13 protein-coding genes are annotated in these 12,269 nt (G+C 69.2%); 7 read left to right on the top strand and 6 right to left on the bottom strand.

The window, feature by feature from the left end; translation table 11 throughout:
* Positions 1 to 47: 47 nt before the first annotated feature.
* Complete coding sequence (gene guaD, locus HMH01_RS05850; RefSeq protein WP_171323347.1) at positions 48 to 1,337, top strand: guanine deaminase; 1,290 nt, start codon at positions 48 to 50, stop codon at positions 1,335 to 1,337.
* A 40-nt stretch (positions 1,338 to 1,377) separates the two neighbouring features.
* Complete coding sequence (locus HMH01_RS05845) at positions 1,378 to 1,875, top strand: hypothetical protein (RefSeq protein WP_171323345.1); 498 nt, start codon at positions 1,378 to 1,380, stop codon at positions 1,873 to 1,875.
* Between the two features lie 6 nt (positions 1,876 to 1,881).
* Here HMH01_RS05845 and HMH01_RS05840 read toward each other — a convergent pair whose 3' ends face one another.
* The 3 genes from HMH01_RS05840 to HMH01_RS05830 form a co-directional block, all read right to left on the bottom strand.
* A complete protein-coding gene (locus tag HMH01_RS05840) occupies positions 1,882 to 3,312 on the bottom strand; it encodes a Glu/Leu/Phe/Val family dehydrogenase (RefSeq protein ID WP_171323343.1) in 1,431 nt (476 codons plus the stop codon).
* Between the two features lie 88 nt (positions 3,313 to 3,400).
* Positions 3,401 to 5,896: an ATP-dependent helicase HrpB gene (gene hrpB / locus HMH01_RS05835; protein WP_171323341.1), complete on the bottom strand. Its 2,496-nt coding sequence runs from the start codon at positions 5,894 to 5,896 to the stop codon at positions 3,401 to 3,403.
* Between the two features lie 6 nt (positions 5,897 to 5,902).
* A complete protein-coding gene (locus HMH01_RS05830) occupies positions 5,903 to 6,637 on the bottom strand; it encodes a DUF3108 domain-containing protein (protein WP_171323339.1) in 735 nt (244 codons plus the stop codon).
* Positions 6,638 to 6,761: 124 nt separating this feature from the next.
* Here HMH01_RS05830 and meaB point away from each other — a divergent pair, with 124 nt between their 5' ends.
* Both meaB and rpmB read left to right on the top strand, forming a co-directional pair.
* Positions 6,762 to 7,805, top strand: a complete 1,044-nt coding sequence (gene meaB, locus HMH01_RS05825; RefSeq protein WP_171323337.1) for a methylmalonyl Co-A mutase-associated GTPase MeaB — start codon at positions 6,762 to 6,764, stop codon at positions 7,803 to 7,805.
* 166 nt (positions 7,806 to 7,971) lie between these two features.
* Positions 7,972 to 8,259, top strand: a complete 288-nt coding sequence (gene rpmB, locus HMH01_RS05820; protein WP_171323335.1) for a 50S ribosomal protein L28 — start codon at positions 7,972 to 7,974, stop codon at positions 8,257 to 8,259.
* Between the two features lie 91 nt (positions 8,260 to 8,350).
* Here rpmB and HMH01_RS05815 read toward each other — a convergent pair whose 3' ends face one another.
* Positions 8,351 to 8,656 (bottom strand): hypothetical protein, encoded by a 306-nt coding sequence (locus tag HMH01_RS05815; RefSeq protein WP_171323333.1) that lies wholly within the window; start codon positions 8,654 to 8,656, stop codon positions 8,351 to 8,353.
* A 101-nt stretch (positions 8,657 to 8,757) separates the two neighbouring features.
* Here HMH01_RS05815 and HMH01_RS05810 point away from each other — a divergent pair, with 101 nt between their 5' ends.
* On the top strand, positions 8,758 to 9,210 hold the full coding sequence (locus HMH01_RS05810; protein ID WP_171323332.1) for a low molecular weight protein-tyrosine-phosphatase: 453 nt from the start codon (positions 8,758 to 8,760) through the stop codon (positions 9,208 to 9,210).
* A gap of 32 nt (positions 9,211 to 9,242) precedes the next feature.
* Positions 9,243 to 11,042 carry a translation elongation factor 4 gene (gene lepA, locus HMH01_RS05805; protein ID WP_171323330.1) on the top strand — a complete coding sequence of 600 codons (1,800 nt, stop codon included), beginning with the start codon at positions 9,243 to 9,245 and terminating at the stop codon, positions 11,040 to 11,042.
* A 56-nt stretch (positions 11,043 to 11,098) separates the two neighbouring features.
* Here the strand turns inward: lepA and HMH01_RS05800 are convergent, their stop codons facing one another.
* Positions 11,099 to 11,500 (bottom strand): hypothetical protein, encoded by a 402-nt coding sequence (locus HMH01_RS05800; protein WP_171323328.1) that lies wholly within the window; start codon positions 11,498 to 11,500, stop codon positions 11,099 to 11,101.
* A 236-nt stretch (positions 11,501 to 11,736) separates the two neighbouring features.
* On the opposite strand from HMH01_RS05800, the gene HMH01_RS05795 reads away from it, so the two are divergent.
* Positions 11,737 to 11,925 carry a hypothetical protein gene (locus HMH01_RS05795; protein ID WP_171323326.1) on the top strand — a complete coding sequence of 63 codons (189 nt, stop codon included), beginning with the start codon at positions 11,737 to 11,739 and terminating at the stop codon, positions 11,923 to 11,925.
* A gap of 6 nt (positions 11,926 to 11,931) precedes the next feature.
* Here HMH01_RS05795 and HMH01_RS05790 read toward each other — a convergent pair whose 3' ends face one another.
* Positions 11,932 to 12,210 carry a hypothetical protein gene (locus HMH01_RS05790; RefSeq protein WP_171323324.1) on the bottom strand — a complete coding sequence of 93 codons (279 nt, stop codon included), beginning with the start codon at positions 12,208 to 12,210 and terminating at the stop codon, positions 11,932 to 11,934.
* Between the last annotated feature and the right edge of the window lie 59 nt (positions 12,211 to 12,269).

Raw genomic sequence — 12,269 nt, 5'->3', positions numbered from 1 at the left:
TCGGGCGCCTGCTATCACCCGGCAAGGGATAGCTTGATGGGCCAATGATGCAACCGACACTTCACCTGGGCCAGACGCTGGAATTCGACGGGAACCCGTTCCACGCCGGGCTCGACGCCGCGCGCCATCGCCGCCGCGGCGGCGTGCTGGTGGCCGAGGGTCGGATGCTTGCGGTGGACGAGGGCGAGACGCTGCGCGCGGCCCATCCGCAGGCGCAGGTGACAGATCACGGCGCGCGGCTGATCCTGCCGGGCTTCGTCGATGCCCATGCGCATTATTCGCAGACCGCGATCATCGCAAGCTGGGGCAAGCGGCTGATCGACTGGCTGAACACCTACACCTTCCCCGAGGAAATGCGCTTCGCCGATCCCGCCCATGCCGCCCGGATCGCCGAAACCTATCTCGACCTGAACCTTGCGAACGGCATCACCACCGCCGCCTGCTACTGCACGATCCACACCGAAAGCGTGGACGCGCTGATGCGGGCATCCGAGGCGCGCGGCCTCGCGATGGTGGCGGGCAAGGTGATGATGGACCGCAACGCCCCGGAAGGGCTGCGCGACACCGCGCGCAGCGGGCACGACGACAGCGCCGCGCTGATCGCCCGCTGGCATGGGCGGGGGCGGCTGCGCTACGCGATCACGCCGCGCTTCGCCCCCACCTCGACCCCCGAACAGCTGGAGTCGGCGGGGGCGCTGTTCGCGGCCCATCCCGACTGCGCGATGCAGACCCATCTGAGCGAGCAGGCCGAGGAAATCGCCTGGGTCCGCGCGCTGTTTCCGCAGGATACCGACTACCTGGCCGTCTATGAGCGGTTCGGCCTGACCGGGCCGGGCGCCGTGATGGGCCACGCCATCCACCTGAGCGACCGCGAATGGGCGGCCCTGCGGGACGGCGGCACCGGGATCGCGCATTGCCCGACATCGAACACCTTCATCGGCTCGGGGCTGTTCGACATGGACCGGGCGCAGGGCCTTGGCATCCCCGTGGGCCTTGCCACCGACGTGGGCGGCGGCTCCAGTTTCTCGATGCTGCGCACCATGGCCGCCGCCTACGAGGTGGCGCAGCTGCGCGGCCGCGCCCTGCACCCGGCGGAACTCGTGTGGCTCGCCACCGCCGGCAGCGCCGAGGTCCTGCGCCTGGGCCACGAGATCGGCCGCCTCGCGCCGGGGCGGATGGCAGACCTGGTGATCCTCGACCTTGCGTCGACTCCGGTGATCGCCCAGCGCGCCGCCCGCGCGACAGGCTTCTGGGAGGCGCTGTTCCCCACCATCATGCTGGGCGACGACCGGGCCATCGCGAATGTCCTGATCGCGGGCCAGCCCCTGCGGCCCTGAGGCCCTTCCCCGACGGCGCGCCCTGCGCTACAGAGCGGCCATGTCCGGAACCGATCACCCGCTTGCGATCCTCGCCCCCTCGGCCCCGCGCCGCTGGCTCAGCGCCTTCGTGCAGGGGGGGCTGGGCGTCATGCTGGTCTGGTTCGCGGCCAACCTGGCCGAACCCAGCCCGCTTCTGGTGGTGATGCTGCTGGCGGGCGGGTTGCTGGCCATCCATCTTGCACGGCTGACATGGATCGCAACCGGCCGGCGCATCATCCTGACGCGCCAGGGCCTCAGCGACAGCGACGGCACGCTGCTGGCCACGATGGACCAGATCCAGCGCGTGGATCGCGGCGTATTCGCCTTCAAGCCCTCGAACGGTTTCGTCGTGACGCTCAAGGATCCGGCGCCGCGCGGCTGGGCGCCCGGACTGTGGTGGCGGCTGGGACGCCGCCTGGGCGTCGGCGGGTCCGTGGACGGGCGCGCGGCGCGCGAGATGGCCGACCTGATCGCGGTGATCAAGGCCGGCCACCTGCCCGAGCCGGACGAGGACTGATCCCCCTCAAAGCCCCTTCGACTGGTAGCTGAGCGCCACGCGCTCGATCGCCACCAGATAGGCCGCGACCCGCAGATCCTCGACATCCTGGCGGCTGTGCCAGACCTCCCGCATCGCCTGATAGGCGCCGCGCATGGTGTCATCCAGACCCGAGCGCACCAGTTCCAGTTCCCCCGCCCCGCGCAGGTATTTCTGCTTGAACCCGTCCGACAGCGTCCATTTCAGGTCGTGGCTGGCCGAAAGCCGCTCCAGCTCGTCCACCAGGATCAGGTGCCGCGCCTCTTCCTGCCGGCGCTGCATCCGGCCGAAGCGGATATGGCTCAGGTTCTTCACCCACTCGAAATAGCTGACCGTAACCCCGCCCGCATTGGCGTACATGTCGGGAATGATGACGCAACCGCGCTTGCGCAGCACCTCGTCGGCGCCGGCCGTGACCGGGCCGTTCGCGGCCTCGACGATCAGCGGCGCGCGGACACGCTCGGCGTTGCCCATGTTGATCACGCCCTCCAGCGCGGCCGGGATGAGGATGTCGCACGGATGCTCCAGCACCTCGGCCCCCTCCTCGACGAAGGTGGCGCCGGGAAAGCCGCGCACGCCGCCCGTCTCGGCGATGTGCAGGCGCAGGGCCGCGACGTTCAGCCCCTTTTCGTCGATCACCGCGCCGTCCCGCTCGATCACGGCGGTGATGCGGGCGCCGTCCTCCTCGGACAGGAACTGCGCCGCATGGTAGCCGACATTGCCAAGTCCCTGCACGATGATCCGCTTGCCGTCGAGCGTGCCCGAAAGCCCTGCCTTCGCCACGTCCTCGGGGTGGCGGAAGAACTCGCGCAGGGCGTATTGCACGCCGCGCCCCGTCGCTTCCGTCCGGCCCTGGATGCCGCCGGCATGGGTCGGCTTGCCGGTGACGCAGGCGGCGGCGTTGATGTCGGTGGTGTTCATGCGCCGGTACTGGTCGGCGATCCAGGCCATCTCGCGCTCGCCGGTGCCCATGTCGGGGGCGGGCACGTTCTGGGCCGGGTGGATCAGGTCGCGCTTGATCAGTTCATAGGCGAAGCGGCGGGTGATCTGTTCCAGCTCGTGCGGCTCCCATTGCCGGGGATCGATGCAGAGCCCCCCTTTCGAGCCGCCGAAGGGCGTCTCCACCAGCGCGCACTTGTAGGTCATCAGCGCGGCCAGCGCCTCTACCTCGTCCTGGTTCACGGACGTTGCATAGCGGATGCCGCCCTTGACCGGCTCCATGTGCTCGGAATGGACGGAACGGTATCCGGTGAAGGTGTGCAGCTCGCCCCGCAGGCGCACGCCGAAACGCACCGTGTAGGTGGCATTGCAGACGCGGATCTTCTCCTTCAGGCCGGGCGGTATGTCCATCAGCGCGGCGGCCCGGTTGAACATGATGTCGACGGACTGGCGGAACGACGGCTCGAGCGCGTGCTGCATGATGGAATGTCCCTTCGCGAAATGTCGTTGTCGTTGGCCACAGGCTAGCAGCAAGGTCTTGACGCGAACAAGACAAAGGGCGCGCGGCTCAGCTTCCGCGGGGCTTCGCGCGGCGCGTCGGCTCTGCGGTCAGGGGATCGTCGGGCCAGGGGTGGCGCGGATAGCGGCCGCGCATGTCCTTGCGCACATCGCCATAGCTCGACCGCCAGAAGCCCGGCAGGTCCGAGGTGGTCTGCACCGGGCGCTGCGCCGGCGACAGAAGCGTGATCTGCAACGGCACCCGCGCAGCACCCAGCAGGGGATGGCTGTCCATCCCGAACAGCTCCTGCAGGCGGACGGCGGCGCAGGGCGCCTCGCCCGAGTAGTCGATCCGGACCCGGGTGCCGGTCGGCGCGGTGAAATGCGTGGGCGCCATCCGCTCGATCGCGGCCATCCCGTCGGCCCCCAGCCGCGCGGAAAGCGGGCCATGCAGGTCCAGCGCGCAGACCTCGGCGAAGCTGCGCAGCCCCATGAGCCAGGGGGCAAGCCAGTCCTCCAGCGTCTCCAGCAGCGCCGCATCGGACAGGTCCGGCAAGCCCTCGGCCCCCACCCAGCACGCCCGCGCGCGCAGGCCCTGCGCCGCATCGGTCCAGCCGAGACAGCCAAGCCCAAGGTCGCGGATCCCGTCCAGATAGGCCGGGATCCGGGCGTCATCCGGCGCATCCGTCCAGTTCCGCGAGGACAGGACCAGCGCGAACAGCCGCTCCTCGATCCGCGCCTCGACCTGGCGGTGCCGCCGCGACCAGCGGCAGACCCGTTCCTCGACGATCTGGGGCGCGTAGAGCGCGCGCAACGCGCCCTCGGTCAGCGGCAGGGCGGCCCGGATGCGCGCATCGCGCCGCGCGCCGTCGAGATCCGTCGCCACCAGCAGGCGCTGGGCTGCAAAGGGATCGCCCGCATCGAGCTGCGCGCCGCTGCCCCCCGACATCAGGTAGCGCGGCGCCTCTCCGTCGCGGCGCAGCGCGATGCGGTCGGGATAGGCCAGCGCAGCCAGCGCGCCGGGGGAAAGCGCGGCGGGGCCCGCGTGCACCAACCGGCGCAGGCGCGCGGCTTCGGTCCGGATCTCGGCCAGCCGCGCGGGATCGGCCTGCCAGGGCCGTTCGGCGGCAAATCGCTTCGGATCGCGCAAGGCTTCCAGCCGCAGGCCCAGGTCGGCGGGCAGCGGGGCCGCGCCCCGACGCAGCGGGTCGCGCGCCTCGATCAGCGCGGCCAGGTCGGCCGCCTCGCGCCCGCCTTCCAGCAGCATCCGCGCCAGCCGGGGATGCACCGGCAGCGCCGCCATCGCGCGGCCCCGCGCGGTCAGCCCGCCCCTTTCGTCCAGCGCGCCCAGCTCGGCCAGCAACTCCCGTGCCAGCGCAAAGGCCGCCGGCGCGGGTGGCGTGAGGAACGGCAGCGCCGCCGGGTCCGCGGCACCCCAGACGGCAAGCTCCAGCGCCAGCGGCACCAGGTCCGCCACCTCGATCTCGGCCGGGGGAAAGGCGGCCAGCGCGCCCTCCTCACCTTTCGTCCAGAGCCGGTAGCACACGCCCTCGGCCACGCGGCCCGCGCGGCCCGCGCGCTGGGTGGCCTCGGCCCGGGTCACGCGCTCGGTGACCAGCCGCGACATGCCCGTGGCCGGGTCGAGCCGCACCCGCCGCGCGCGGCCGCAATCGACCACCACCCGCACGCCCGGGATGGTCAGCGAGGTTTCCGCGATGGCAGTGGCCAGCACCAGCTTGCGCCGACCCTCCGCGGCCGGGGCCAGCGCGCGGCGCTGCGCGGCGAAGGGCAGCCCGCCATGCAGCGGCGCCACCTCCACCCCTGCCGGCGTTCCGAGAAGCCCGGCAACGGCCCCGATCTCGCGCTGGCCGGGCAGGAAGACCAGCACGTCGCCCCCGGTCGCGGCCAACGCCTCCTCCACAAGCGCCGCCGCCGCGCGCTCGAAGGCGGGGCCGGTCATCAGCCCCGGGCCCAGCGGGCGGTCGCGCCAGCGGATCTCCACCTCGAAGCCGCGCCCCTCGGACGTGACGACCGGCGCATCGCCCATCAGCGCGGCCACGGGACCCGCATCCAGCGTGGCCGACATCGCCACCAGCTTCAGGTCGGGGCGCAGGGCGGCGCGGATTTCCAGGCACAGGGCCAACCCCAGATCGGCCTGGAGCGAGCGTTCGTGGAATTCGTCGAAGATCACGCAGCCGATGCCCGACAGCTCGGGGTCGGACTGGATCATCCGGGTCAGGATCCCCTCTGTCACCACCTCGATCCGGGCGCCCGGCCTTGCCTCGCCGCGCATCCGGTAGCCCACATCCTGGCCCGGCGCCTGGCCCAGGCTTTCCGCCAGCCGCTCGGCCGCGGCGCGGGCCGCCACGCGGCGCGGCTCCAGCATCAGGATGCGGCCCTCGACCAGCCCGGGCCCCAGCAGCGCCAGCGGCACCTGCGTGGTCTTGCCCGCGCCCGGCGGGGCCTGGAGCACGCAAAGCCCGGTCCCGCGCAAGGCGTCCACGACCGCGCCCAGCACCGGCGCGATCGGCAATGTCGGATCGAGCGATACCCCTCTCGCGGTCACGAAGCCCTACCTGCGGCGGGCGACGGCCTTTCCGATCACGCTGTCGGTCTCGATTGCCATGACCCGCATCTGCCCATTGGCTTCCCGGTAGTGGATGGTGAAGGGGAAATCCACCTTCTCTGCCATCTGCCCCGGCGAATAGCCGGCCACGCGGCTGTAGGTGCCGCTGCAGACGAACCCCTCGCCGCGCGCCTGCCGCGGGCCGATCACCAGCCGCGAGCGGCGGCGCCCGTCATAGATCTCGATGCCACGGTCGCAGGCAGCGCCCACCGGCTGATCGGCCAGCACGGCAAAGGCCGCGCTGATCGGATCCAGCACGCCGCGCTGTTCCTGCGGGACGATGTCGAAGGGGCGCGGTTTGCGCACGGGCGTCAGCGTCACTTCGCGCACCTGCGCGCCCTGGTAGCGGATCGCCGTCTCGGCCCGGTCGCCCCGATCCTCGCGGTAGCCGTCATAGATGACCGGCTGCAACGCGCCGTCGGACAGGATCCGGCCCGAGGCGACCCCACCGAAGCCGAAGCTGAACAGCGCGCCGATCAGCCCGCCGCCGCGCACCTCGCCGCGTGCGGTATAGGCCGCGCCCTCGACATTCGCGGCAAGGTCCATGGTGCCCACATGCAGGCCACTGACCGAGACGTCGTAGAACTGCCGCGTCTCCTGCGCCGGGGCCTGACCGGCGAACATCACGGCACCGAGCATCACCACGGCATTCCGGAGAAATCCCTTTGGCATCCCGCGCATCGATCCCTCTCTCTTGTTTCCTGCCGGCCCCGGCACTGGACAGCCGCGACCCCGGCGGACCATAAGGCAGGATAGCGCGGCATGGCACGGGCAAACCTCCCACGAAGGCGTGAGGGCGATCAAATTGGACGACAGAGTCGAAACACTCGCCACGGGCGTCAGGGCGGGCGAGCGGCGGGCGCTGGCCAAGGCGATCACGCTGATCGAATCGCGCCGCCCGCAGGATCGCCCCGCCGCCGAGGCGCTGCTTGCGGCCCTTGGCACGGGCGATGGCGACAGCCTGCGTATCGGGCTGACCGGCACGCCGGGCGTCGGCAAGTCCACCTTCATCGAGGCGCTGGGGCTTCAGCTGATCGCGGCGGGCCACCGCGTCGCGGTGCTGGCGGTGGACCCGTCCTCGGCGCGCTCGGGCGGCTCGATCCTGGGCGACAAGACCCGCATGGAACGGCTCTCGCGCGCGCCCGAGGCGTTCATCCGACCCTCGCCCGCGCAGGACCAGCTGGGCGGCGTCGCCCGCCGCACCCGCGAGACGATCCGCCTGGTAGAGGCGGCGGGCCATGACATCGTGCTGGTCGAGACGGTGGGCGTCGGCCAGTCGGAAACGCTGGTCGCCGGCATGACCGACATCTTCGTGCTGCTGCTCGCGCCTGCGGGCGGCGACGAACTGCAGGGCGTGAAGCGTGGAATCATGGAACTCGCCGATCTCGTTCTCGTGAACAAGGCCGACGGCGCGCTGGAATCGCAGGCCCGGGCCACCCGCGCGGACTATGCCGGGGCGCTGCGCCTGATGCGGCCGCGGCCCGACGACCCGCCCGGCTATCCGGCGGCGCTGACCGTGTCGGCCGCCACCGGCGCGGGCCTGCCCGAGGCGTGGCAGGCGGTAGAGCGGCTGGCCCGGGCGCGCAGCGCGTCCGGCGCGCGGGCGCGGCGCCGGGCCGAACAGGACCTGAGCTGGTTCCGCGAGGAATTGCTGGCCATGCTGCGCGACCATGTCGCCTGTGCCCCGCGGCTGGCAAGGCTGGGCGCGGCGCTCGAATCCGACATCGCGCAAGGACACCGAACCCCGCCCGCGGCGGCAGCGGCCCTGATGCGGGCGCTTCTTTCCGGGCGGGACGATCCGGGCGCAGCGGCTGCATCGGCCCTTGACGATCGGCCGGAAGCCCCCTAAAGACCGGGCTTCGAATTTGCGGCGCTCCGCGTGGGCGCCCCGGCTCTGTCGCGGGCAACCCGGATAAAGGGTGGTGCGTGGCACGGACCGGATCCGAACGTGAAACGCTAGATCGAACTCAGGCAACGCGGCATGGCCGCGGCCATGTAAACGAAGGACCCGACCCATGTCCCGTCGCTGCGAACTGACCGGCAAAGGCGCCCTCGTTGGCAACAACGTCAGCCACGCCAACAACAAGTCCAAGCGCCGCTTCCTGCCGAACCTGAACGACGTGACGCTGATGAGCGAAACGCTGGGCCGGTCGGTGAAGCTGCGCATCTCGGCCCATGCCCTGCGCTCGGTCGATCACCGCGGCGGGCTGGACGCCTTCCTCGCCAAGGCGAAGGATGACGAACTGTCGCCCCGCGCGCGCGACCTCAAGAAGGAAATCGCCAAGGCCGTCGCCGCGAACTGAGCGGCTGCCGCAGGCAGGTAACGTAACGGGCGCCCTTCGGAAGAAGCGGCGCCCGTTCCGATTCCGTGCACCATGCGTCTGCGGGCCCCGCTCAGCCGGTGCAGAACTGCTCCGCCGCCTCGCCCCAGGCGCGGTAGCGGGCCATGAAGTCCTGCGCCGCCCGGCCGCGCTGCGACTCGATCTCGTGGAAATGGTCCGGGTCCTGGATGATCCGGGCCGCACGCTCCTGGTCGCGGGGGGTCAGGAACTGGTTCGCCAGCGCCTGCGAGCAGGCACAGACCGCGGGGCCGGGCGAGCGCGCGGAACTCAGGCAGGCCCGCTCGGTCGGGCCCGCGGCGGCAGGTGCGGCGCCGGTGACGGCTGCCAGAAGAACGAATGCCTGAAATCGGTGACGCATCCCGCCTCGTGGGTCCGGTGGCTCAGTCCTGCCCGAATGTGCCGCACGCCCCTGCCCTGTCAAGCTTGACCCGGGCGCGTCCCGGTCACATCTTCGCCGCCATGACACGCGTGCTTTTCGTCTGCCTCGGCAATATCTGCCGCTCGCCCACCGCCGAGGCGGTGTTCCGCACCCGCGCCTCGGCCACGGGCCTTGCGGCTCAGGCCGACAGCGCCGGCACCGGGGACTGGCATGTGGGCGATCCTCCCTACGGCCCGATGCAGCAGGCGGCGCGCGAGGCGGGCTACGAGATGTCGGACCTGCGCGCCCGCCAGGTGAGCGCGGAGGACTTCCACCGCTTCGACCTGATCCTCGCCATGGACGAGAAGAACCTCGCCGATCTGGAACGCATCCGCCCCGTGGGCGCCCGCGCCCGGCTGGCGCTGTTTCTCGAACATGCGCCGGATCTGGGCCGGTCGGTGCCCGATCCCTACTACACGCGGGATTTCACCGGGGTGCTCGGCCTGATCGAGACGGCGACGGATGCGCTGATCCACCGCCTGCGCGCCGCTTGACGGCACCCTGAATCCACCGCATATGCGGCGGCATGACCGATCTCGCCCATATCCGCAATTTCTCGATCGTCGCGCATATCGACCACGGGAAATCCACGCTCGCCGACCGCCTGATCCAGATGACGGGGACGGTGGCCGACCGCGACATGAAGGAACAGCTGCTCGACGCCATGGACATCGAGCGCGAGCGCGGCATCACCATCAAGGCCAACACCGTGCGCCTGGAATACAAGGCGCAGGACGGCGAACACTATGTGCTGAACCTGATCGACACGCCGGGCCATGTGGACTTCGCCTACGAGGTCAGCCGCTCGATGCAGGCGGTAGAGGGTTCGCTCCTGGTCGTCGATGCCTCCCAGGGGGTCGAGGCGCAGACGCTCGCCAACGTGTACCAGGCGATCGACGCCGACCACGAGATCGTGCCGGTCCTGAACAAGATCGACCTTCCGGCGGCCGAGCCCGAGCGGGTGAAGGCGCAGATCGAGGATGTGATCGGCATCGACGCTTCCGACGCGGTGGAGATCTCGGCCAAGACCGGCATCGGCATCGACCGGGTGCTGGAGGCCATCGTCACCCGCCTGCCGGCGCCCAAGGGCGACCGCAACGCGCCGCTCAAGGCGATGCTGGTGGACAGCTATTACGACAGCTACCTGGGCGTCGTCGTGCTGGTGCGCATCATCGACGGCGTGATGAAAAAGGGCGACCGCATCCGCATGATGAAGACGGGCGGTCTTTACCAGATCGACCGCCTCGGCGTGTTCCGCCCGGCGATGCAGGACATCGCGGAACTGGGCCCGGGCGAGATCGGGTTCCTGACCGCCTCGATCAAGCTGGTGCGCGACACCCGCGTCGGCGACACCATCACGACCGAGAAGAAGGGCTGCGAAAAGGCGCTTCCGGGCTTCAAGCCCTCGGTCCCGGTGGTGTTCTGCGGCCTTTTCCCGGTGGACGCCAACGACTTCGAGGATCTGCGCGACGCCATCGAGAAGCTGCAACTGAACGACGCAAGCTTCACCGCCGAGATGGAAACCTCCGCCGCGCTCGGCTTCGGCTTCCGCTGCGGCTTTCTGGGGCTTCTCCATCTCGAGGTGATCCGCGACCGGCTGGAGCGGGAATACGACATCGACCTGATCACCACCGCGCCCTCGGTGATCTACAACATCTACATGACCGACGGCTCCATGAAGGAGTTGCACAACCCCGCCGACATGCCCGACCCGGTCAAGATCGACCATATCGAAGAGCCGCGCATCAAGGCGACGATCCTCGTGCCCGACGAGTATCTCGGCGACGTGCTCAAGCTCTGCCAGGACCGTCGCGGCGTGCAGCTCGACCTGACCTATGCCGGGCAGCGCGCGATGGTCGTCTATGACCTGCCGCTGAACGAGGTGGTGTTCGACTTCTACGACCGGCTGAAGTCCGTGACCAAGGGCTATGCCAGCTTCGACTACCAGATGATCGGCTACCAGGAGGACGCGCTGCAGAAGATGCAGATCCTGGTCAACGACGAGCCGGTGGACGCGCTTTCCGTCATGGTCCACCGCACCCGCGCCGAGGCGCGCGGCCGCGCCATGTGCGAGAAGCTGAAAGAGCTGATCCCCCAGCACATGTTCAAGATCCCGATCCAGGCGGCCGTCGGCGGCCGGATCATCGCGCGCGAGACGATTTCCGCTTTACGCAAGGACGTGACCGCCAAGTGCTACGGCGGCGACGTCACCCGTAAGAAGAAGCTTCTGGAAAAGCAGAAGGCCGGCAAGAAGCGCATGCGCCAGTTCGGCAAGGTCGAGATCCCGCAGGAAGCGTTCATCTCGGCGCTGAAGATGGATGGGTGACTATTCTGACAAGTCGGGCCACGGGAAAACGCGTGGCCCTTCTCGCTCCGGATTATCTAGACGGACCTGGAAAGCCCCTGGCACTGGAGTGCCAGCCCCTCCTTGGCACTCATAGCGCGTTCCATGATTGCCGAGTTCCGGTCTATTCTGGCTTGTTCCGCAGCAGGGCTGATCGGAACAGGGACTTCAACCTTTTGCTTTGCGGGCTGCGAGCAAGGGATCGTGACGCCGTCGACTTTGCACTGACCAATAGTCGTAGTATTCACTTCACTCTCAAAAATCGTGTATCCGCGGGACAGGTTCTGCTCAGCTTCTTGAATTTGCTCCCTCGCCTCTCGGATCTCGGCATCATACGATGCCATGTCACCTCTTTTTTCGGCCATGCACTGATCGTAAGGCGACATGGTACATCCAGATGCCACCATACAAAGAGCACCGACCAATATTTTCGTTTTCATATTTCTCTTAACCTTCTTATTCCGGTTGCAGCCAATGCAGGGGATGCAATCCATGCCTCTGGCTACGGTTTCCAGTCGCTGGTTAACGTAGCCTAGGTTTTGACTTGCAAGGCTACGCTACCAAAACGGCCATAAGGGCACACCGCGGCAGAATTTTTTCAAACCATGTCAGAAAATTGGCAATATGTGGGCATCGCGATCCAACATTTGTCGACCTGACATGAAGCAGAGTGGTCATGAAAAACCCGCTCATCCTGCTCGCCCTCCTCATCCTCGGCTGGCTTGCCTGGACCGAGTACGCCCCCCGCTCGGGCCTGCCCACGGCAGGCGGAGGTTTCCGCGCGCCCGACGGGCCGCGCCCCCCGGCAGCACCCACCATCGTCAACCGCGGCATCGGGGATGCGGCGCGCGAGATCGGGAACTGACGCGCCTCAGCGCTTGGCGCCGCGGGCGGCTTCGGGATGCTGGGCCATGAAATGCCTGAGCGCCTGAAACAGGGTGCGGGCGTGCGAAAGGTCGTCGCGGTGCAGCGCCTCGCGGATGTCCTCGCAGATCATCTGCTGGATGCGGGCGGGCCCGTGCGCCTCGTGCATCACATAGGAGGCCAGCGCCGCCGCCGGCGCCAGCTCCATATGCTCATGCTCGGCGATCGCCGCCACCTCGTCCTCGGTGAGGTCGGTCATGCCGACGATATCCTCGATCGAGATCATCGCCCCCTCCGCGTCCCCGGGCACAAGCGTGCCACGGGACGCGGAGGGGGGAATTGCGC

Source organism: Halovulum dunhuangense (assembly GCF_013093415.1).
GTDB classification, from domain to species: domain Bacteria; phylum Pseudomonadota; class Alphaproteobacteria; order Rhodobacterales; family Rhodobacteraceae; genus Halovulum; species Halovulum dunhuangense.
Note: the sequence above shows the minus strand (reverse complement) of the source record. Positions and strands in the feature narration are given on the sequence as shown.